Source organism: Pseudomonas sp. ICMP22404, assembly GCF_006227205.1.
Lineage (GTDB): Bacteria > Pseudomonadota > Gammaproteobacteria > Pseudomonadales > Pseudomonadaceae > Aquipseudomonas.
Genome location: NZ_VCNG01000018.1, coordinates 53,223 through 75,153, shown reverse-complemented (window position 1 = coordinate 75,153; position 21,931 = coordinate 53,223). Strand labels below are relative to the sequence as shown.

Here is a 21,931-nt window from a genome sequence, read left to right as displayed (position 1 = left end):
TACATCAACCTGTAACGACAAAGGATTCAGAGTAATCGCTATGAGCGAAGATCGATCGAGCAACGGGCAGAAGTCATGGCTGGGCAAGCTCACCCAGGCTTTTGCCCATGAGCCGAAAAACCGCCAGGAGCTGCTGGAGCTGCTGCGCGATGCACACCAGAACAAACTGCTGGACAGCGAAGCGCTGGCCATCGTCGAAGGCGCCATTCAGGTCGCTGACCTGCAAGTACGGGACATCATGGTTCCGCGCTCGCAGATGGTCAGCATCAAGGCGACCCAGACACCCCGTGAATTCCTGCCGGCCGTGGTCGACTCCGCCCACTCGCGCTACCCGGTGATCGGCGAGAGCCATGACGACGTCATGGGCGTGCTGCTGGCCAAGGATCTGCTGCCACTGATCCTTCAGGAAAACGGCGACAGCTTCAATATCAAGGACTTGCTGCGCCCGGCCACCTTCGTGCCCGAGTCCAAGCGCCTGAACGTGCTGCTGCGTGAGTTTCGCGCCAACCACAACCACATGGCCATCGTCATCGACGAGTACGGCGGCGTGGCCGGATTGGTCACCATCGAGGACGTGCTCGAGCAGATCGTCGGCGACATCGAGGACGAGCACGATGTCGAAGAAGACAGCTACATCAAGCCACTGCCCAGCGGCGACTTCCTGATCAAGGCCCTGACGCCGATCGAGAACTTCAACGAATTCTTTGACAGCCAATTCTCCGACGACGAATTCGACACCGTCGGCGGCCTGGTGATGAGCGCTTTCGGGCACCTGCCCAAGCGCAACGAAACCACGGAAATCGGTTCCTGGCGCTTCCGCATCCTGAACGCCGACAGCCGCCGGATCCACCTGCTGCGCCTGTCACCCATTGGCCGATAACCCCTGCGAGACCCGCTAAGGACACACATGCGCTGGATAACCCGCCCCGGCTGGCCCGGTAACCTGCTGGCCGTGGCGGCCGGTGCGATCACCACCCTGGCCCTGGCACCGTTCGACATCTGGCCGCTGGCATTGCTGGCGGTCGGACTTTTCTATGCCGGGCTGCGCGAACTTTCGCCACGCCAGGCCCTGGGCCGGGGCTGGTGCTTCGGTTTTGGCCTGTTTGGTGCGGGCACCAGCTGGATCTACGTCAGTATCCATAACTTCGGTGGCGCCTCGGTGTTGCTCGCCGGGCTGTTGATGCTGTTGTTCGTGGCCGCCATCGCCTGGTTCTTCGCCCTGCCCGCCTGGCTTTGGGCGCGCTGGCTGCGGCGCAATGAAGCCCCGCTGGCTGACGCCCTGGCATTCGCCGCACTGTGGCTGGGCCAGGAAGCCTTTCGCGGCTGGTTCCTCACCGGCTTCCCATGGCTCTATTCCGGTTATAGCCAGCTCGACGGCCCCTTGGCCGGTCTCGCGCCGGTGGGTGGGATGTGGCTGATTTCCTTCACCCTGGCCCTGACCGCCGCCCTGCTGTACAACACTCCCCGCTTGATCCGCGCCGGACGCAAGGGCTTGATCGCAGCGGGCATGGTCCTGCTGATCGGCCCATGGGTGGCCGGCATGGCACTCAAGGGCCATGCCTGGACCAGCCCCTCGGGCGACCCGCTCAGCGTTGCCGCCATCCAGGGCAACATCGAACAGAGCATGAAGTGGGATCCGGAACAGCTCAACGCCCAACTGGCGCTGTACCGCGACATGAGCTTTACCTCCAAGCGCGTCGATCTGCTGATCTGGCCGGAAACCGCGGTCCCGGTGCTCAAGGAATCTGCCCAGGGCTACCTGGACATGATGGGCAGTTTCGCTGCCGAGCGGCATTCGGCGCTGATCACCGGCGTCCCGATTCGCCAGTTGGTACGTCATGAGAAACGCTACTTCAACGGCATCACCGTGACCGGCGAAGGTGACGGCACTTACCTGAAGCAGAAACTGGTGCCGTTCGGCGAGTATGTGCCCTTGCAGGACCTGCTGCGCGGCCTGATCGCCTTCTTCGACCTGCCCATGTCGGACTTCGCCCGGGGTCCGGCCGATCAGCCGTTGCTGCAAGCCAAGGGTTACCAGATCGCACCGTTCATCTGTTATGAGGTGGTGTATCCGGAGTTCGCCGCCGGCCTCTCGGCCCGCAGCGACCTGCTGCTGACCATCAGTAACGACACCTGGTTCGGCACCTCGATCGGCCCACTGCAACACCTGCAAATGGCCCAGATGCGCGCCCTGGAAGCCGGTCGCTGGATGATTCGCGCCACCAACAACGGCGTGACCGGCCTGATCAACCCCTTCGGCCAGATCACCACCCGGATCCCGCAATTCGAACGCGGCATCCTGTACGGCGAAGTGGTGCCGATGCATGAATTGACGCCGTACCTGCAATGGCGCTCGTGGCCGCTGATCATCCTGTGCGTCCTGCTGCTGGGTTGGGCGCTGGTGACCAGCCGGATCGCCAAGACCGTTTAACCGACTTGCGAATCTCCCTTGTGGGAGCAAAGCTTGCTCGCGATAGCGACAGATCAGTCAACATTATTGCTGACTGACTTAGCGCAATCGCGAGCAAGCTTTGCTCCCACAGGTTTGTGGCTTGACTGATCGGCCCCTTGAGGCTCCGTTCTCTTCAGCGGTAAAACAACCAATACCCCACCAACCCCACCGCCTCATTCATCAACTGTCCCGACTGCCAGATCGACTTGAACTCCGGCATCCAGCCGCCCAGCGGCCGGGCATTGTCCTGCCCCAGGAAGCCCACCGGTGCAGCGACCACTTCGAACCCGGCTCGCTGGAAGCTCCAGACAGCTCGCGGCATATGCCACGCCTGGGTCACCACCACGACGCGACGGATCCCTTCCGGCTGGAGGATCCCGGCACTCATCTGCGCGTTTTCCCAGGTAGTGCGGCTGAGCCCCTCTTGCCAGCGCACGGTGACGCCAAAATCATCCAACATCGAATCGGCCATCAGCTTTGCCTCGCTGGGCGGCGTGCCATAATGCAAGCCGCCGGACGTCAGCACGGGTAATCCAGACGCCTTGGCCAGTCGCGCGGCGTAACGCTGGCGCTCCAACCCGACACCGGTGGGCTGGTCGGCGCCCCAGGCCAGGTCGCCGCGCTCGCGGCCCGAGCCCAATACCACGATGGCATCGGCACGCTGGGCCAGGGTCGCCCATTCACTCAGCGACAACGGCGGCTCACGCTCCAGCGCCTCTGCACTCCATTGCACCGCCACGGGCAGGCTCATCAGCCAGAAACCGCCGAACCCAGCGATAAAACATACGCGGGCCAGGCGCGGCCGAGAGTTGCGCCACCACCAGGCAAGCGCCAGCAGCAGCAAAAGAATGCCGGGCGGCAGCAACAATTGTTTGATGAAATAGCGAAATGGCATCGGGCATCTCCAAAGATGCCCGAAGCCTAGGTGGATTGACGCAAAGCGACAACTGATTCGAAAGAAGCCTGAATCAAGCCTGGACCAAAAAAAGCGAAACGCGTGTATCCGGCTTTACTTGAACTGCAGCGACCGGACTTTTACAGCATCTTTGTCGGGCGTCCGATCCTTGAGCCAGACAACCTTGGCCGAATGGGGCGCATCAAGACGCTGGAGTACCTGGACCCCGCTTGTGCGGGCCTGATGTCCGACCTGTTCGAGGTAAGCCTTGACCAGTTCGAACTCTGCGGGGCTCAAGCCACGCAGTTCCAGCTCTACCGGACGTTCATTACGCAAGCGCCCGGCGGTTCTTGCAGCGTCCAGGGCCACCCCGAGACGATCGATCAGCTTTTCATACAACTCTGGTGTAGCGACTTCTCGTTGTGATTCAACCATCCCTCACCTCATTGAAGATAAGACTCACTCCCCATTGAGAAGCTTAGCTTCGCTGGGCAAACCGGCAGGACGCCGCGACCAACGGCCCTGAACGCCCGGCGGCACCGGCTGTCGACACTGCCCGACACGCAATCAGGGTTTCCCTCCGCAGAGTGCGGTCATGTATGCTACGGCGCTTCCTGTAACTCCACTTCCAGCTCCGCTGGGCATCGAAAGCGCCGCATTCGGCGTCGTCCGCGTCCAGCATGGCAACGAAGAGGATTGGGCCACCCCATTCAGTACAAAAGTAGCCATGCACGAACACTATCAGCCCCGTGAAATCGAAGCCGCCGCCCAGTCTTTCTGGGACGAGCAAAAGTCCTTTGAAGTCAGTGAACAGCCAGGCAAGGAAACCTACTACTGCCTGTCGATGTTCCCTTACCCCAGCGGCAAGCTGCACATGGGGCACGTGCGCAACTACACCATCGGCGACGTGATTTCCCGCTACCAGCGCATGCAGGGCAAGAACGTCCTGCAACCCATGGGTTGGGACGCCTTCGGCATGCCGGCGGAAAACGCCGCGATGAAGAACAACGTCGCGCCCGCCAAATGGACCTATGAAAACATCGCCTACATGAAGTCCCAGCTGCGCAGCCTGGGCCTGGCGGTGGACTGGTCCCGGGAAGTCACCACCTGCAAGCCCGACTATTACCGCTGGGAACAATGGCTGTTCACCCGCCTGTTCGAAAAAGGCGTGATCTACCGCAAGAACGGCACCGTGAACTGGGACCCGGTGGACCAGACCGTACTGGCCAACGAGCAAGTGATCGACGGTCGCGGCTGGCGTTCCGGCGCGCTGATCGAAAAGCGCGAAATCCCGATGTACTACTTCAAGATCACCGCCTACGCGGATGAACTGCTGGAGAGCCTCGACGAACTGACCGGCTGGCCCGAGCAGGTCAAGACCATGCAGCGCAACTGGATCGGCAAGTCCCGGGGCATGGAAGTGCAATTCCCGTACGACGTCGCCTCCATTGGCGAAGCCGGCACCCTGAAGGTCTTCACCACCCGTCCGGACACCCTGATGGGCGCCACCTATGTGGCCGTGGCCGCCGAGCATCCGTTGGCGACCCTGGCGGCACAGAACGACCCCGCGCTGCAGGCGTTCATTGCCGAATGCAAGGGCGGCAGCGTCGCCGAAGCCGACGTCGCCACCCAGGAAAAGAAAGGCGTGCCGACCTCGCTTTTCGTCGAGCACCCCCTGACCGGTGAAAAACTCCCGGTGTGGGTCGCCAACTATGTGCTGATGCACTACGGCGACGGCGCCGTCATGGCGGTACCGGCCCACGACGAGCGCGATTTCGAGTTCGCCCACAAGTACAACCTGCCGGTCAAGACCGTGGTCCGCACCAGCGCCGGCGACCAGACCCCAGCCCCTTGGCAGGACGCCTACGGTGAACACGGCGAACTGATCAACTCCGGTGAATTCGACGGCCTGGATTTCGCCGGCGCGTTCGACGCCATCGAAGTAGCCCTGATCAAGAAGAACCTGGGCGCCTCCCGCACCCAGTTCCGCCTGCGCGACTGGGGCATCAGCCGCCAGCGTTACTGGGGCTGTCCGATCCCGATCGTGCATTGCGGTGCCTGCGGTGACGTACCGGTACCGGAAGATCAACTGCCCGTGGTCCTGCCGGAAGACGTCGTACCCGACGGCGCCGGTTCGCCCCTGGCACGCATGCCCGAGTTCTACGAGTGCAACTGCCCGAAATGCGGCGCGCCGGCCAAGCGTGAAACCGACACCATGGACACCTTCGTCGAGTCCTCGTGGTACTACGCCCGCTACGCCTCGCCGCACTACACCGGCGGCCTGGTGGAAAAATCCGCCGCCGACCACTGGTTGCCGGTGGATCAGTACATCGGCGGCATCGAACACGCCATTCTCCACCTGCTCTACGCGCGCTTCTTCCACAAGCTGATGCGTGACGAAGGCCTGGTGAGCTCCAACGAGCCGTTCAAGAACCTGCTGACCCAGGGCATGGTGGTCGCCGAGACTTACTATCGCCGCGAAGCCAACGGTGCCTATACCTGGTTCAACCCGGCCGACGTCGAACTCGAACGCGACAGCAAAGCCAAGGTCATCAGCGCCAAACTGATCGCAGACGGCCTGCCGGTGGAAATCGGCGGCACCGAGAAAATGGCCAAGTCGAAGAACAACGGCGTCGACCCACAGTCGATGATCGACCAGTTCGGCGCAGACACCTGCCGCCTGTTCATGATGTTCGCCTCGCCACCCGACATGAGCGCGGAGTGGTCTGACTCCGGCGTCGAAGGTTCGCACCGCTTCCTCAAGCGCGTCTGGCGCCTGGCCCAGGCTCACGTCGTCCAGGGCCTGCCAGGAAAACTGGATGTGGCAAGCCTGAACGACGAACAGAAAGCCATTCGCCGATCGATCCACCTGGCCATCAAGCAGGCCAGCCATGACGTCGGCCAGAACCACAAGTTCAACACCGCCATCGCCCAGGTGATGACCCTGATGAATGTGCTGGAAAAGGCCGCGCAGGCGACCGAACAGGATCGCGCGCTGCTTCACGAAGGCCTCGAAGCCGTGACGCTGTTGCTGGCGCCTATCACGCCGCATATCAGCCACGAGCTGTGGAACCAACTGGGCCACGCGGCCCCGGTGATCGACGCTGGCTGGCCGGTGGTGGACGAAAGCGCGCTGGTGCAGGACAGCCTGACCCTGGTCATCCAGGTCAACGGCAAGCTGCGCGGCCAGATCGAAATGCCGGCCACCGCAACGCGCGAAGAAGTCGAAGCGGCCGCACGGGTCAATGAAAACGTGTTGCGCTTCGTCGATGGCCTGACAATCCGCAAGGTGATCGTCGTGCCCGGCAAACTGGTCAACATCGTCGCAAGCTAATTGGATCGGGCGCCGGGTCAGGGACCCGGCGCCGAATATGACCTGCCGGGGCCGCATTGCCGGCCCATAGGTTTCAAGGGGAGCAACAAGATGATGAAACGTAATCTGCTGGTCATGTGCCTGACGGTTCTGCTGAGCGCCTGCGGCTTCCAGCTGCGCGGCACCGGCACCACCGAGCTGGCCATCACTGAACTGGACCTCAGTGCACGCGATGCCTACGGGGCCACGGTGAAGATGCTGCGTTCGACGCTGGAAAACAGCGGGGTGAAAGTCTATAGCGGTGCGCCCTACAAGCTGGTGTTGACCCGTGAACAACAAACCCAGCGCAGCCTGAGCTACGCCGGTGCCGGTCGTTCCGCCGAGTATGAACTGAACAGCGTGCTGAACTATGAGATCCGCGGCCAGAACAACCTGTTGCTGCTGGAAGACAAGCTCCAGGTGCAGAAGGTCTACCTGCATGACGGCAACAACATCACCGGTTCCGACCAGGAGTCGACCGAGGTACGCGAAGAAATGCGCCGCGACCTCGTCCAGCGCATGATGCTGCGCCTGCAACAGCTGAGCCTGCCCCAGCTGGAACAGTTGCAACAGACCGCCGACGCCAAGGCCAAGGCTGAGGCCGAGGCACTGGAAGCGGCACGCAAGGCTGAAGCGGAAACTCCGCAGCAGTCGCCTATGCAAATCCCGGCTGAATAAGCTTCGTGGGGCGCTCCGGCGCCCCGCATGCCTTCTCTTATGAAACTCGCCCCCGCACAACTCGGCAAACACCTGCAAGGCGCCCTCGCGCCGGTCTATGTCATCAGCGGCGATGATCCGCTGTTGTGCCAGGAAGCCGCCGACGCCATTCGCTCTGCCGCCCGCCAGCAAGGCTTTGACGAACGCCAGGTGTTCGCCGCCGACGCCAATTTCGATTGGGGCACGTTGCTGCAGGCCGGGGCGAGCATGTCGCTGTTTGCCGAAAAGCGCCTGCTGGAACTGCGCTTGCCTTCTGGCAAACCCGGTGACAAGGGCGCTGCCGCGCTGATCGAGTACTGCTCGAGGCCGGCCGAGGACACGGTGTTGCTCATCAGCCTGCCGAAACTCGACGGCAGCGCGCAAAAGACCAAATGGGGCAAAGCCCTGGTCGAAGGCCCGCAAACCCAGTTCGTGCAGATCTGGCCGGTGGACGTCAGCCAACTGCCAAGCTGGATCCGCCAGCGCCTGTCCCAGGCCGGCCTGTCGGCCAGTCAGGATGCAGTGGAGCTGATCGCCGCCCGGGTCGAAGGCAACCTGCTGGCTGCCGCCCAGGAAATCGAAAAGCTCAAGCTGATGGCCGAGGGCGGCCAGATCACCGTGGAAACGGTGCAGGCCGCCGTGGCCGACAGCGCGCGTTTCGACGTCTTCGGGTTGACCGATGCGATCCTCAACGGCGAAGCCGCCCATGCCCTGCGCATGCTTGAGGGCCTGCGTGGCGAAGGCGTCGAGCCGCCGGTGATCCTCTGGGCCCTGGCCCGGGAGCTGCGCCTGCTGGCGAACCTGTCATTGCAATACAGCCAGGGCGTACCGCTGGACAAAGCCTTCAGCCAGGCCCGTCCGCCAGTGTGGGACAAACGCAAGCCGCTGATGAGCAAGGCCCTGCAACGTTACTCGGCGCCGCGCTGGGCGCAATTGCTGCTGGAGGCCCAGCGCATCGACGCACAGATCAAGGGCCAGGCTGCCGGATCGCCATGGATGAGCCTCAGTCGCCTGTCCCTGCTGATGGCCGGCCAGCGACTGGCGTTGCCCGCCGAATAATCTATCGCTCTGCCAGATGCCTTTGTGGCGAGGGAGCTGCTGTGGGAGCACAGCTTGCTCGCGACACAGGCGCCTCGGTTCAAGGACAAACCGCGTCAGCTTTGTCGCGGGCAAGCCTTGCTCCCACAGCTCCCTCGCCACAAAGCTCGCTGGCCGCAACTTCCGCACACATTTCCTCCAGCCTGCAAGGACTGGACAGCCCCCCAACGCTGCCCCATGATTATCCTCGCAAAACCCACCCACGAGAGATCCAAGCATGAGCAAAAAGCCATCCAAGCATGGCCCCAACAAGGCCAAGTCCATCATCGCCCAGCCCCTGTTCCGCAGCCGCCAGGAACGGCCCGCCAAGGGCAAAGGCAGCTACCGCCGCGAAGCCTTCCAGTCTGACAACTGGGAGGCTTCTTGCTTTATGGCGGCCTGAAACATCCGGACAAGCCCTTTGCACCCTGCCCATGATAAGGTCAGCACCTGATTTGCATTTCTGGACCCCTGCATGCCCTTTTGCCTTACCCGCCGCTGGCCACTGCGCCAATTGATTGCCGCCACAAGCTTCGCACTGCTTGTCGCCTGCGCAGAAAAACCCACCGCCGCCGATGCCCAACCGCTCCAGACCGTTCCTGCCGTGACCGCCCCGGCCATGGTCCCGCCGGTGGTGCCAACCGGTGAAAACCTGGACCTCGTCCCGACCCAGACCTTCGCCGAATGGCAGGCCGGCTTCCGCAAGGAAGCACTGGCCGCCGGGATCCGCGCCGACCTGTTCGATCGCGCCTTTATCGGCGTGAGCCCCGACATGAGTGTGATCAAGGCCGATCGCAGCCAGCCGGAATTCACCCGCCCCGTGTGGGAATACCTCGATGGCGCGCTATCGCCGCTTCGGGTCAACAAAGGCAAGACGCTGATTCAACAGAACGCCCAGATCCTGCAAAGCATCGAGCAGCGCTACGGTGTTGATCGCGAGGCGCTGGTGGCCGTGTGGGGCATGGAGAGCAACTTCGGCCAATTCCAGGGCACCAAGTCCGTCATCAACTCCCTGGCGACCCTGGCCTATGAAGGCCGACGCCCAGGCTTCGCCCAGGCACAGCTGATCGCCGCGCTGCAAATCCTGCAACAGGGTGATATCGCCCCGGAAAAAATGCTCGGTTCCTGGGCTGGCGCCATGGGCCAGACCCAGTTCATCCCCACCACGTACAACACCCATGCGGTGGACTTCGACGGCGATGGCCGCCGCGACATCTGGGGCAGCTCCACCGACGCCCTGGCCTCGACCGCGCATTACCTGCAAAGCTCAGGCTGGCAACGCGGTCAGCCGTGGGGGTTCGAGGTAGAACTCAAAGAAGGGTTCGACTACTCCCTGGCCGACGGCACGACTCGTAAGCCGTTCTCCGAATGGATGCGGCTGGGCGTATCCACCTACGACGGCATGCCGATTCCTCCGGGTGATCGGCAACTGCCGGCAGCGCTGCTGCTACCGGCTGGCTACCGAGGCCCGGCGTTCCTGGTATTCGACAACTTCCGCGCCATCCTCAAGTACAACAACTCGTCATCCTACGCATTGGCGGTTGGGCTGTTGTCGGAGCGCTTCGCGGGTGGCGGGCTGGTCTATGGCCAGTGGCCCAAGGACGACCTGCCGCTGAGCCGCACCGAGCGCATCGAACTGCAGACATTGCTGGCTCAGCATCAATACGATGCTGGCAACCCCGACGGCATCATCGGTGCCAACACCCGCAAAGCGATTCGCAGCGCCCAGCAGGCGCTCGGTTGGCCGGCGGATGGGTATCCGACGCACCAGTTGCTGGAGAACCTGCGCAAGCGTTGAGTCGCCGTATGGCGGCTGGCGCTTCGCGAGCAGGCTCGCTCCCACAGGGAATTGCATTTCAATGTGGGAGCGAGCCTGCTCGCGAAGACTGACCTCCAATCAACGCCGAACTACCGCCCCACCACCACATCCTGCTCCAACACCAACCTCTTCTCCCCCGCATCCAGCCTCACCAACGCCCCCAGGGGCAAGGTCAGGTTCGGATCGCAATGGCCACTGCGCCAGCCGGACAGCACCGGTATCCGCAACGGCCCGAAGGTCTGCTTGAGCAACCGGTTCAACGCCTCGCCATCCACCCCGGCCACGTCGCCCACCAGCACCCCACGCAACTTCTGCAACGTGCCGGCCAACCGGAGCTGCGTCAGCAATCGGTCGATCCGATACAGCGGTTCGTTGACGTCCTCGATGAACAGGATCACCCCTTCGGCGTCGATCTGATAAGGCGTGCCCATGGTCGCCGCAATGATCGACAGATTGCCCCCCAACAGGCGCCCCTGGGCGACGCCAGGCTCAACCGCGGTCAGTGGATAAGCCTCGGGATGGCTCAGTACACTGCCCGCCTTCAATTGCCCACGCAGCAGACTGAAAAACGAGGTAACCGTAGGCGGTTCCTTGTCCCCCAGGAGATCGGCATTGAGCAGCGGCCCGTGGAAGGTGACGAACCCCGCGTAACGGCTGATAGCCAGGTGCAGCGCGGTGATATCGCTGTAGCCGACGAAAGGCTTGGCGTTGCGCCGCAAGAGTTCGAAGTCGACGCGGTCCAGCAGACGTGGCGTACCATAGCCGCCGCGCAGGCAAATGATGGCGTTGACCTCCGGGTCGGCGAAGGCCCCGTGCAGATCGTTGAGTCGCATATCGTCACTGCCGGCCAGGTAACCGTCCTTCTCATAGACACCCGGGAATATCCGCAGCTCATGACCACGGGCGCGCATCCATTGCACCGCCTTATCCGTGTCCAGCGGGGCGGGACCGGCGGGTGCGATCACACCGATCAGCCCTTCGGATGGCAACGCTGGGACAGGTTGGTGGGGACACAGGGTTTGGGTGGGGTGAAGGGGCATTCGTGGGGTTCCCTGTGGGGGTCAGATTGGTTTGCAGATCCGTTGCTTCATGCAAACTGAGTCACCGCTATCGCGAGCAGGCTCGCTCCCACAGGGGGAGCACGTACGCTTCAAAGACAGATCAGCTGAACCACTTTGCTTTTGCTTTTGCTTTGCTTTGCTTTTGATCTTCAGGCCCCGTTAACCACGCTGGCCGAACGCAGGCATCGCGTAGTGGGTAACCCGGCATGGATGCCGGGTTAGCCGCGCGGGGCCATGGATGGCCCTTCGCGGCGGGCCCATGGAGCAATGCCGGAGTGAGGGCATGCCGAGCCTAGGCGAGGCACCGAGTGGTGGGGCCAAGCCTTTTTTGCTTACTTTTTTTGGCGTTTGAAAAAAAGTAAGCCGCCGTAAGGGCGGAACCCTAAGTGGCCGTTACCGCAGCAACGGATATACCCCCCTACGATCAGCCCCCCAACAACTCCGCCTTGACCAACTTAGCCTGCTCATCAGCATGATACGAAGACCGTACCAACGGCCCCGAAGCCACGTTCTTGAAGCCCATCTTGTACCCTTCCTCGGCAAACCAGGCAAAGGTATCCGGATGCACGAACCGCTGCACCGGCAAGTGACTACGCGAAGGTTGCAGATACTGACCCAGGGTCAGCATATCGATGTCATGTTCACGCATGCGCTTCATGACCTCGATAACTTCCTCGTCGGTCTCGCCCAGGCCCAGCATCAAGCCAGACTTGGTCGGAATGTGCGGCATCATCTGCTTGAAGCGCTGCAGCAAGGTCAACGACCACTGGTAGTCCGAACCCGGACGCGCAGCCTTGTACAGGCGCGGCACGGTTTCCAGGTTGTGGTTGAACACATCCGGCGGCTCGGCGGCGGTGATTTCCAGGGCGATGTCCATGCGACCGCGATAGTCCGGCACCAGCGTCTCGAGCTGCACGTTCGGCGACAGCTTGCGGATTTCACGGATGCAATCGGCAAAGTGCTGGGCACCGCCGTCACGCAGGTCGTCGCGGTCCACCGAGGTGATGACCACATACTTGAGCTTAAGATCGGCAATGGCGATGGCCAGGCTCTCCGGCTCATTGACGTCCAGTGGTTTCGGACGGCCGTGGCCGACGTCGCAGAACGGGCAGCGACGGGTGCAGATGTCACCCATGATCATGAAGGTCGCGGTGCCGCCGGAGAAGCACTCGCCCAGGTTCGGGCAGGAAGCTTCCTCGCAGACGCTGTGCAGCTTGTGCTTGCGCAGCAGGGCCTTGATACGGTCGACTTCCGGGGACACCGGAATGCGCACGCGGATCCAGTCCGGCTTCTTCGGCAATTCGGTGGTCGGGATGATCTTGACCGGGATGCGCGCAACCTTCTCGGCGCCGCGCAGCTTGACGCCCGCCTCAACCTTGGCACGTGGGGCCGGACGCTCGGTAACGTCCTGCGTCGGGATCATGGTTTGCACTGCATCAGTAGTCATATCAGTCGATTCCGCCCGTGAGGGTCGTCTGCTCAGCATAGTCGAGGTGTTTGACGAGCTGCGCGCGCAGCCGGGCACTTACCTCGGCAAATTCAATCGATCCTGTGTGATCGCGCAGCTGGGTCATCGCCAGCCCCGCGTAACCACAGGGATTAATCCGTCGAAACGGCGAAAGGTCCATGTCCACGTTCAACGCCAGGCCGTGAAACGAACAACCGTGGCGGATCCGCAGGCCCAGGGAGGCGATTTTCGCCCCGTCGACGTAGACCCCCGGCGCATCCGGCTTGGCCTGCGCCGTGACACCATAGCTGGCCAGCAGCTCGATCAGGCAGGTTTCCATGCGCGTCACCAGCTCACGCACACCGAACCCCAGCTTGCGCACATCCAGCAGCAGGTAGGCAACCAGCTGGCCGGGGCCATGGTAAGTCACCTGCCCGCCCCGGTCGACCTTCACCACCGGAATATCCCCCGGCAGCAGCAGGTGCTCGGCCTTGCCGGCCTGGCCCTGGGTGAACACCGGCGGGTGCTCCACCAGCCAGACTTCGTCTTCGGCGGTGTTGCCTCGTTCGTTGGTGAAGCGCTGCATGGCATGCCAGACCGGCTCGTAAGCCATCTGACCCAGCTCGCGAAAGCCCAGCGTGCCCGGCATCACAACACCATGTGCACGACGCCGGTCGCCCGCAGCTCGCTATTGATGTCGTACAGCTGCTCCTGGCCGGTAGCAACGATGTGCAACTGGATCGTCGTGTACTTGCCATTGCTGCTCTGGCGCTCGGCCAGGGTCAGGAGATCGACGGTGGCGTGTTTCTCCAGAATGGCAACGACCTTGTCCTTGAAGCCCACTCCGGTGTCGCCAATCACTTTGATCGGATAGTCCTTGCAGGGAAATTCGATCTTTGGCGCCTTTACTTCTGAGTCTGTCATGGCGTAACGGCCTCGTAGACGTGAAAACGAACAAGGCCCCGCACCGGACAGGAACGGGGCCGTGCAGTCAACCTTCGATTCAGTTGAACAAGCCGTAGAAGAATAGCCGGATGCTATCCCACATGCGGCGGAAGATACCACCTTCCTCGACCGCGTCCAGCGCGATCAAGTCGGCGCTGTGCACCACTTTGTCTTCCAGTTTGACTTCAACCTTACCGATCACGTCGCCTTTGGCGATGGGGGCGGTCAGTTGCGGGTTCAGCGTCATGCTGGCAGCGAGCTTCTTGAGCTGGCCTTTTGGCAGGGTCATGGTCAGGTCTTCGGCCAGGCCGGCTTTGACCTGGCTGCTGGTGCCCTTCCAGACCTGGGCCTGGGCCAGTTCGGTGCCCTTCTGGTAGAACGTCTGGGTTTCGAAGAAGCGGAAACCGTAGGTCAGCAGTTTCTGGGTTTCAGCGGCACGGGCCACTTCGCTGCTGGTGCCGAACACCACGGCGATCAGGCGCATGCCGTCACGCACCGCCGAGGACACCATGCAGTAGCCGGCCTCGTCGGTGTGGCCGGTCTTCAAGCCGTCGACGGTCTTGTCGCGCCACAGCAACAGGTTACGGTTAGGCTGCTTGATGCCGTTCCAGAAGAATTCCTTCTGGGAATAGATGGCGTAGTGCGCCGGGTCTTCGTGGATGATCGCCCGGGCCAGGAGCGCCATGTCGTGCGCCGACGAGTAGTGCTCAGGGTTCGGCAGGCCAGTGGGGTTCATGAAGTGGCTGTTGGTCATGCCCAGGTCGGCGACCGTCTTGTTCATCATGTCGGCAAACGCGTCTTCGCTGCCCGCAATGTGCTCGGCCAGGGCGACGCTGGCGTCGTTGCCAGACTGGATGATGATGCCATGCAGCAGATCGCTGACGGTCACCTGCGAGCCGACCTTGATGAACATCCGCGAACCGCCGGTGCGCCAGGCGTTTTCGCTGACGGTCACCGGATCGTTCTCGCCGATCTGGCCGCGACGGATTTCCAGGGTCGCGATGTAGGCGGTCATCAGCTTGGTCAGGCTGGCTGGTGGCAGGCGCTGGTCACCGTTGTTCTCTACCAGCACCTCGCCGCTGCTGGCATCCATGAGCACAAAGGATTTGGCGGCCAATTGAGGGGGAGCCGGCATCATCTCGGCCGCGAACGCGGCAGGTGAAAGAAGCAGCGGGACTAGCAGGCAAAGGCGTTTGGCAAAGGTGGTGATATTCATCCGTCTCTCGAAATCGCTAATGGAAACTGCCCAAGGGCAATACTTAACAGGCAGCCTTCTTGACGGGCTGCCGCGTTTGCAAGTTGCTCACTCACACCCCTGCCGGGCTTTTGTTATTCATGGAGCCAACAACCGGACCCGCTCGAACCGCAAGCGGGCCTTCAATCAATCATTCGGCGGTGACCAGGCTCGGCGAACCGAGATTGGCCAGGCGCACGCTGTTCTGCACCTGCTGGACTTCACCCGGAGAACCGATCGGCCCCAGGCGCACCCGATGCAGTGTCTGCTGGTTGCGCACGATCGAGCTGATGAACACCGGAGCGCTCACCATCGAGCTCAGCTTCGAGCGGAGCAGTTCGGCAGCGTCCGGGTTGGCGAACGCGCCCACTTGCAGATACTGGCCAGACGCTGTTGCAGAAGCGTTTTTTTTTGCATCCAGCTGCACAGGCACTACGGCCGCGGCGTGTTGCTGCGGCGGTGGTGTCCATTGTTCGACCGTGCCGGTGGACGCCGTTACGGTCGGCGCGGCATTTTGCGCCACTTTTGGCTCGTTGAGCATCAAAGGCGCCGGACGGCCACGCTGGGCCCACCACTCCTGCGGGTCGATGCCCTCGACCTTGACCCGCGCGGTGCCGATTTCAGCGTAACCGAGTTTTTTCGCCGCCGCATACGACAGGTCGATGATACGGTCGGAATAGAACGGCCCACGGTCGTTGACTCGCAGGATCACGCTCTTGTTGTTGTCCAGGTTGGTCACCCGCACGTAACTGGGCAACGGCAGCGTCTTGTGGGCCGCGCTCATGCCGTACAGGTCATACACCTCGCCGTTGGCGGTGTTCTGGCCATGGAACTTGGTGCCATACCAGGACGCCGTGCCCGACGCGACGTAGGTCTTGGAGTCGGCCATCGGGAAATAGGTCTTGCCCAGCACCGTGTAAGGGTTGGCCTTGTAGGGGCCGGTGTGCAGGGTTGGGGTGGCGTCGGGAATGCGCGAGACATCCACGTCCCACCACGGCGCGCCGTCCTTGTGGGCACGGTTGATGTCCAGGCCCGGCATGGCGCGCACGGCGGTGGAGCTCTTCTGGGTCGGTGCGCGACTGGTCGAACAACTGACGACCAACAGCGACAGCGCAGCCAGTGCCACGAACTTCAGGGGCCTGGCTTTCAGGGGTTGATAGGTAGGCAATGCCTGCATTATTTGACGCCCCGTGCTTTGACCAGCTCTTCAGACAGTTGATGCACAGCCATGGCGTACATCACACTGCGGTTATAACGCGTAATTGCGTAGAAATTCTTCAGGCCCATCCAGTATTCAGGACCCTGTTCACCTTCCAGGCGGATGGCGGTGACGGGCATGTCGTCACGCAGCGCATCATGACTCGACCAGCCCAGCGCCCGCAACTCCCCGACGGTTTTCGTCGGCTCGATGCCCTCGCTCAGGCCCTCGTCCACCTGGTCGCCACGCACGTCGGCACGGCTGACCACCGGTTGCCCGGCTTCCCAGCCGTGGCGCTTGAAATAGCTGGCAACGCTGCCGATGGCATCGGTGGGGTTGGTCCAGATATTGATGTGGCCATCGCCATCGAAATCCACCGCATAGGCGCGGAAACTGCTGGGCATGAACTGCGGCAGGCCCATGGCCCCGGCATAGGAGCCCTTGAGGGTCAGCGGATCGACCTGCTCCTCGCGGGCCAGCAACAGGAATTCACGCAGTTCCTTGCGGAAGAACTCGGCCCGCGGCGGATAATCGAAGCCCAGGGTCGACAGGGCGTCGATCACCCGGAAATTCCCGGTATTGCGGCCAAAGAAGGTCTCGACACCGATGATGGACACGATGACTTGGGCCGGCACACCGTATTCCTGCTCGGCGCGGGTCAGGGCGGCCTCGTGCTGGCGCCAGAAATCCACGCCCCGGGCGATGCGCGCCTCGGTGATGAACATCGGCCGGTATTCACTCCACTGCTTGACCCGCTCGGCGGGCCGGGAGATCGCATCGAGGATCGACTGCTTGCGTTCGGCCTCGCGGAACACCCCCATCAGTTGCTCACCGGCAAAGCCGTAATCGCGGGTCATTTCACCGACGAACTCGGCCACCTGCGGCGAGCCTTCGTAATCACCGGCCAAGGCGTGCGACGCACCGCCCAGGAGGCTGATCAGGCCGACCCACGCATGTCGCGTCGACCAGCCACGCATTGCTTGCATTGAACTCTTCACCTTATTCAAACCTGCGCGATCCACTTGCGGTGGGTATGGATCGACATCAAGACCCCAAACGCTGACAGTAGCGTCACCAGCGAAGTTCCTCCGTAGCTAATGAAGGGCAACGGCACTCCTACGACCGGCAACAAGCCACTGACCATACCGATGTTGACGAAAACGTAAACAAAAAACGTCATGGTCAGGCTGCCCGCCAGCAACTTGCCGAACAGGGTCTGGGCCTGGGCGGTGATGACCAGCCCCCGGCCGATCAGCAACAGATAGATCAGCAGCAGCAGGCAGATCCCCACCAGGCCGAACTCCTCGCCCATCACGGCGATGATGAAGTCGGTGTGGCTTTCCGGCAGGAAGTCCAGGTGCGACTGGGTGCCCATCAGCCAGCCCTTGCCGAATACCCCACCGGAGCCGATGGCGGCCTTGGACTGGATGATGTTCCAGCCGGTGCCCAGCGGGTCGCTTTCCGGGTCGAGGAAGGTCAGGATGCGTTGCTTCTGGTAGTCATGCATCACGAAGTACCACATGGCCACCGACACCGGTATCGCGATGGCAACCACGCTCAGGATCCAGCGCCAGCGCAACCCACCCATGAACAGCACGAAGGCGCCACCGGCCAGGATCAGCAGTGAAGTGCCGAGGTCCGGCTGGCGCACGATCAGGATGAACGGGATGCCGATCAGCAGCAGACTGATGCACACGTGCTTGAGCTGCGGCGGCAAGGTACGCTTGGACAAGTACCAGGCGATGGTCGCCGGCATGATGATCTTCAGGAACTCCGAAGGCTGGAAGCGGATCACCCCGGGGATGTTGATCCAGCGCGTGGCCCCCATGGCGTTATGGCCCATCACGTCCACCACCACCAGCAGGCTCACGCCCACCACATAGGCCAGCGGCACCCAGCGCGCCATGAAACGTGGTTCGAGCTGGGCAATGACGATCATCGACACCAGCCCGATGCCGAACGAGGTGGCCTGCTTGGCCAGCAGATCCCAGCTCTTGCCGCTGGCCGAATACAACACGAACAGGCTGCCCGCGGCCAGGATCAGCAGCAGGACCAGCAGCGGGCCATCGATGTGCATGCGCTGCAACAGCGTGGCGCGACGGCGCATCACGTCTTCGCTGGAGAGGATCCGGTCGAAATTATTCTTCACGGGCCGTAGCCTCCGCGGTGGTGGGGCTTGCGTACTCAGGCTTGAGCTGGCCGTGTTCATCCAGCAACCAGGCATCCATGACCTGGCGCACCACTGGCGCGGCGACACCAGAGCCCGACTCACCGTTCTCGACCATCACCGCCACAACGATCTTCGGGTTGTCGGCCGGGGCGAAACCGACGAACAGGGCGTGGTCGCGGTGACGCTCCTGGACCTTGGAGCGATCGTACTTCTCGCCCTGCTTGATCGCGACCACCTGGGCTGTACCGCTCTTGCCGGCGATGCGATAAGGCGAGCCGATTGCCGCCTTGCGCGCCGTACCCCGGGCACCGTGCATCACTTGCTGCATGCCGTTGTTGACCTTCTGCCAGTCCGACGGATTGTGCAGGACGATGTCTGGCATCGGGTCCGGGTCCACGGGCGGCTGGCCTTCGATGGTCTTGGCCAGGTGCGGGCGATGCCACTTGCCCTTGCTCGCCACCAGGGCCGTGGCCTGGGCCAGTTGCAAAGGCGTTGCCTGCATGTAGCCCTGGCCGATCCCCAGGATCAGGGTTTCACCCGGGAACCACGCCTGGCGCCGGGTCACCCGCTTCCATTCCCGGGAAGGCATCAGGCCGGGCGACTCCTCGAACATATCCAGGGAGACTTTCTGGCCGATGCCGAACTTACCCAGGTAGGACGACAACCGATCGATCCCCAGCTTGTGGGCCAGGTCATAGAAGTAGGTGTCGTTGGAACGCATGATCGCCGTTTCCAGGTCCACATAGCCGTCGCCGGTACGGTTCCAGTTGCGGTACTTGTGGTCGTAGTTGGGCAGCATGTAATAGCCGGGGTCGAAGACCCGGCTCGAGGCGGTCACCACGCCGGCGTCCAACCCGGCAATCGCCACGGCCGGTTTGATGGTCGAGCCCGGCGGGTAGAGGCCGCGCAATACACGGTTGAACAGCGGCCGGTCGATGGAATCGCGCAACTCGGCATAGGCCTTGAAGCTGATGCCGGTGACGAACAGGTTCGGGTCGAAACTCGGCTGGCTGACCATCGCCAGGACCTCGCCGGTGGCCGGGTCCAGCGCCACCACGGCGCCCCGTCGTCCGCCCAGGGCCGCTTCGGCGGCTTCCTGCAACTTGATGTCCAGACTCAGGACAATGTCCTTGCCGGGAATCGGGTCGGTGCGCTTGAGAACCCGCAACACGCGACCACGGGCGTTGGTCTCGACTTCTTCGTAACCCACCTGGCCGTGCAGCTCGGGCTCGTAGAAGCGCTCGATGCCGGTCTTGCCGATGTGGTGGGTACCGCTGTAGTTGACCGGATCGAGGCTCTTGAGCTCTTTCTCGTTGATCCGCCCCATGTAGCCGACCGAGTGGGCAAAATGCGCCCCCTGGGGATAATGACGCACCAACTGCGCTACCACCTCGACGCCCGGCAGGCGGAACTGGTTCACCGCGATCAGGGCAATCTGCTCTTCGGTCAACTCGAACAGGATCGGCACCGGCTCGAACGGCCGACGTCCCTGGCGCATGCGCTTCTCGAAGATGGCCCGGTCCTCGGGCGTCAGTTGCAGCACTTCGACGATGACATCCAGCACCTGTTGCCAATCGCCGGACCGCTCGCGGGTCATGCTCAAGCTGAAACTGGGCCGGTTGTCGGCCACCACCACGCCATTGCGGTCGAAAATCAACCCGCGGGTCGGCGGGATCGGCTGCACATGCACACGGTTGTTTTCCGACAGGGTCGAGTGGTACTCGTACTGGATCACCTGGAGGAAATAGAGCCGCGCGATCAGCACGCCGATCAGCGTCACCACGGTAATGGCGCCGAACACGACGCGACTGCGCACCAGGCGGGCGTCTTTTTCGTGGTCCTTGATGCGGATCGGCTGAGGCATGAGGGCAGGATTACTTGTGGTAAGGGTGCCCGGACAGGACTGTCCAGGCACGATACAACTGTTCACCGATCAGGATCCGCACCAACGGGTGCGGCAACGTCAGGGGCGACAACGACCAGCGCTGATCGGCCCGCGCACAGACTTCCGGCGCCAGCCCTTCCGGGCCACCGACCATAAAATTCACCGTGCGCGAGTCCAGCCGCCAGCGATCGAGCTCGACCGCCAGTTGCTCGGTGCTCCAGGGCTTGCCGTGGACCTCGAGGGTGACGATGCGCTCGTTCGGCCCGACCTTGGCCAGCATGGCTTCGCCTTCCTGGCGGATGAAGCGCGCCACGTCGGCGTTCTTCCCACGGGTATTGAGCGGAATTTCCACCAGTTCCAGGGCCAGCTCGGAAGGAAGACGCTTGGCATATTCATGCCAGCCTTCTTCCACCCACTTGGGCATGCGGGAACCGACGGCGATCAGGCGCAGTCGCACAGCGATCCCTTACTGCTGGTCTTTGTTGAGCTTGGTGAAGTGCTCATGGGTGTTTTCAGGGCTGTGGTGACGGGCATCCGCCGCACGGCTCTGTTCGGCACCGGCCCACAGGCGCTCCAGGTCATAGAACTGGCGTGCCGAGGCGGTCATCATGTGCACGATGACATCGTCCATATCCAGCAGGACCCAGTCGCTGTCGCCCTTGCCTTCTTCGCCCAGCGGCTTGATACCCTGGGCCTTGACCGCTTCGCGGACCTTGTCCAGCATCGCGCCGATCTGGCGGTTGGAGGTACCGGTGGCGATGATCATGAAGTCAGTGATGCTCTGCTTTTCACGAACGTCGATCACCTGGATGTCCTGGGCCTTGACGTCTTCCAGGGCCGCAACGGCCACCTTGACCAGCTCTTCGCCGGCCAGCACGGCGCCAGTGTGCGCCTCCACGGGCAGCGGGGCGCTCTTGAAGGTGCCCTTGCGCTTTACTTTGTTTACGTCTTTGTCAGTCATATAAAACTCGTTTTGCTCGTATATTCGGGCGCTTCGCTACACGTACTCACGTGCCTTGAAGCAGCCTCGTTCAGTTCGACGCACGGTACAGCCCGTGCGCATCGATGTAGGCCAGGACCGCGTCGGGCACCAGGAAACGTACCGACTTACCGCTGGCCAGCAGTTGACGGATCTGGGTGGCGGATACCGCGAGCGGTGTCTGCCAGACGAATGCAATCTGTCCGCTCGGCCCCTTGAGGGCCAGCGGGTCGCTCACCGAGCGTGCCGCCAGCAGGTTGCGCAAGGCATCCGGCGGCTCGCTGTCGGCATCCGGGCGTTGCAGCACCAGGATGTGGCAATGCTGGAGCAACTCTTCCCAGCGGTGCCAAGTGGGCAGGCCGCAAAATGCGTCCCAGCCCAGAAGCAGGAAAACCTGGGCGTCGGCGGCCATTTCGGCCCGCATCAGCTCCAGGGTGTCAATGGAGTAGGACGGTTTGTCCCGCTGCAATTCGCGGGCGTCCACCACCAGCGGCGACACGCCGGTCACCGCGCACTCGACCATCGCCAGACGGTCCTGCGCCGACACCTGCGGTGTATCCCGGTGAGGCGGCCTAGCGTTGGGCGTCAGGCGCAGCTCATCGAGGCCCAGGGCATCGGCGACTTCCAGCGCACCGCGCAAATGGCCGATGTGCACCGGGTCGAACGTGCCGCCCAGGATGCCGATGCGCCTGGGCACAGCTGTCGTCGTCACAGCGGCTGA

Annotated in this window: 21 protein-coding genes; 7 read left to right on the top strand and 14 right to left on the bottom strand. The window is 62.6% G+C overall.

Translation table 11 applies throughout. The features are described 5' to 3' along the window. The first annotated feature begins 40 nt into the window (after positions 1 to 40). A complete protein-coding gene (locus tag FGE05_RS25265; protein ID WP_024780845.1) occupies positions 41 to 880 on the top strand; it encodes an HlyC/CorC family transporter in 840 nt (279 codons plus the stop codon). Between the two features lie 27 nt (positions 881 to 907). After that, entirely contained in the window at positions 908 to 2,431 is a 1,524-nt protein-coding gene (gene lnt / locus FGE05_RS25260) for an apolipoprotein N-acyltransferase (RefSeq protein WP_139649226.1), read from the top strand. Between the two features lie 154 nt (positions 2,432 to 2,585). Here the strand turns inward: lnt and FGE05_RS25255 are convergent, their stop codons facing one another. Both FGE05_RS25255 and FGE05_RS25250 read right to left on the bottom strand, forming a co-directional pair. Next, positions 2,586 to 3,347, bottom strand: coding sequence for a YdcF family protein (locus FGE05_RS25255; RefSeq protein ID WP_139649224.1), 762 nt, complete (start codon positions 3,345 to 3,347; stop codon positions 2,586 to 2,588). Between the two features lie 114 nt (positions 3,348 to 3,461). Further along, positions 3,462 to 3,782: a hypothetical protein gene (locus FGE05_RS25250; RefSeq protein ID WP_139649222.1), complete on the bottom strand. Its 321-nt coding sequence runs from the start codon at positions 3,780 to 3,782 to the stop codon at positions 3,462 to 3,464. 292 nt (positions 3,783 to 4,074) lie between these two features. Between FGE05_RS25250 and leuS the strand changes: the two genes are divergently transcribed. The 5 genes from leuS (at position 4,075) to FGE05_RS25225 (ending at position 10,270) form a co-directional block, all read left to right on the top strand. Continuing rightward, positions 4,075 to 6,681, top strand: coding sequence for a leucine--tRNA ligase (gene leuS / locus FGE05_RS25245; RefSeq protein WP_139649220.1), 2,607 nt, complete (start codon positions 4,075 to 4,077; stop codon positions 6,679 to 6,681). Between the two features lie 90 nt (positions 6,682 to 6,771). Beyond that, a complete protein-coding gene (gene lptE, locus FGE05_RS25240) occupies positions 6,772 to 7,377 on the top strand; it encodes an LPS assembly lipoprotein LptE (protein ID WP_139649218.1) in 606 nt (201 codons plus the stop codon). Positions 7,378 to 7,416: 39 nt separating this feature from the next. Next, on the top strand, positions 7,417 to 8,454 hold the full coding sequence (holA, locus tag FGE05_RS25235) for a DNA polymerase III subunit delta (RefSeq protein ID WP_139649325.1): 1,038 nt from the start codon (positions 7,417 to 7,419) through the stop codon (positions 8,452 to 8,454). A gap of 256 nt (positions 8,455 to 8,710) precedes the next feature. Next, positions 8,711 to 8,875, top strand: a complete 165-nt coding sequence (gene arfA / locus FGE05_RS25230) for an alternative ribosome rescue factor ArfA (protein ID WP_041022108.1) — start codon at positions 8,711 to 8,713, stop codon at positions 8,873 to 8,875. A gap of 72 nt (positions 8,876 to 8,947) precedes the next feature. Continuing rightward, positions 8,948 to 10,270, top strand: coding sequence for a lytic murein transglycosylase (locus FGE05_RS25225; protein ID WP_139649216.1), 1,323 nt, complete (start codon positions 8,948 to 8,950; stop codon positions 10,268 to 10,270). 110 nt (positions 10,271 to 10,380) lie between these two features. On the opposite strand, the gene FGE05_RS25220 is transcribed toward FGE05_RS25225, so the two are convergent. The 12 genes from FGE05_RS25220 to nadD form a co-directional block, all read right to left on the bottom strand. Continuing rightward, entirely contained in the window at positions 10,381 to 11,331 is a 951-nt protein-coding gene (locus FGE05_RS25220; protein WP_139649214.1) for an LD-carboxypeptidase, read from the bottom strand. Positions 11,332 to 11,776: 445 nt separating this feature from the next. After that, positions 11,777 to 12,799, bottom strand: a complete 1,023-nt coding sequence (lipA, locus tag FGE05_RS25215; protein WP_030140371.1) for a lipoyl synthase — start codon at positions 12,797 to 12,799, stop codon at positions 11,777 to 11,779. 1 nt (position 12,800) lies between these two features. Beyond that, positions 12,801 to 13,448, bottom strand: coding sequence for a lipoyl(octanoyl) transferase LipB (gene lipB / locus FGE05_RS25210; RefSeq protein WP_041024390.1), 648 nt, complete (start codon positions 13,446 to 13,448; stop codon positions 12,801 to 12,803). Further along, positions 13,448 to 13,723, bottom strand: a complete 276-nt coding sequence (locus FGE05_RS25205) for a DUF493 domain-containing protein (RefSeq protein WP_041024391.1) — start codon at positions 13,721 to 13,723, stop codon at positions 13,448 to 13,450. Before FGE05_RS25205 ends, lipB begins: the two co-directional genes overlap by 1 nt. Positions 13,724 to 13,802: 79 nt before the next feature. Beyond that, positions 13,803 to 14,960: a D-alanyl-D-alanine carboxypeptidase family protein gene (locus tag FGE05_RS25200; RefSeq protein WP_139649212.1), complete on the bottom strand. Its 1,158-nt coding sequence runs from the start codon at positions 14,958 to 14,960 to the stop codon at positions 13,803 to 13,805. A gap of 169 nt (positions 14,961 to 15,129) precedes the next feature. Continuing rightward, on the bottom strand, positions 15,130 to 16,155 hold the full coding sequence (locus FGE05_RS25195; protein ID WP_041024393.1) for a septal ring lytic transglycosylase RlpA family protein: 1,026 nt from the start codon (positions 16,153 to 16,155) through the stop codon (positions 15,130 to 15,132). Continuing rightward, complete coding sequence (mltB, locus tag FGE05_RS25190; RefSeq protein WP_139649210.1) at positions 16,155 to 17,162, bottom strand: lytic murein transglycosylase B; 1,008 nt, start codon at positions 17,160 to 17,162, stop codon at positions 16,155 to 16,157. Before mltB ends, FGE05_RS25195 begins: the two co-directional genes overlap by 1 nt. Before the next feature lie 17 nt (positions 17,163 to 17,179). Continuing rightward, positions 17,180 to 18,283 carry a rod shape-determining protein RodA gene (gene rodA / locus FGE05_RS25185; RefSeq protein ID WP_175364255.1) on the bottom strand — a complete coding sequence of 368 codons (1,104 nt, stop codon included), beginning with the start codon at positions 18,281 to 18,283 and terminating at the stop codon, positions 17,180 to 17,182. A 31-nt stretch (positions 18,284 to 18,314) separates the two neighbouring features. Then, positions 18,315 to 20,210, bottom strand: coding sequence for a penicillin-binding protein 2 (gene mrdA, locus FGE05_RS25180; RefSeq protein WP_139649206.1), 1,896 nt, complete (start codon positions 20,208 to 20,210; stop codon positions 18,315 to 18,317). 10 nt (positions 20,211 to 20,220) lie between these two features. Then, positions 20,221 to 20,688: a 23S rRNA (pseudouridine(1915)-N(3))-methyltransferase RlmH gene (rlmH, locus tag FGE05_RS25175; RefSeq protein ID WP_003185785.1), complete on the bottom strand. Its 468-nt coding sequence runs from the start codon at positions 20,686 to 20,688 to the stop codon at positions 20,221 to 20,223. Between the two features lie 9 nt (positions 20,689 to 20,697). Next, on the bottom strand, positions 20,698 to 21,192 hold the full coding sequence (gene rsfS, locus FGE05_RS25170; RefSeq protein ID WP_047702701.1) for a ribosome silencing factor: 495 nt from the start codon (positions 21,190 to 21,192) through the stop codon (positions 20,698 to 20,700). Between the two features lie 70 nt (positions 21,193 to 21,262). Continuing rightward, the gene (nadD, locus tag FGE05_RS25165) at positions 21,263 to 21,907 is read right to left on the bottom strand and encodes a nicotinate-nucleotide adenylyltransferase (RefSeq protein ID WP_176563036.1); all 645 of its coding nucleotides are present in this window, start codon (positions 21,905 to 21,907) and stop codon (positions 21,263 to 21,265) included. Between the last annotated feature and the right edge of the window lie 24 nt (positions 21,908 to 21,931).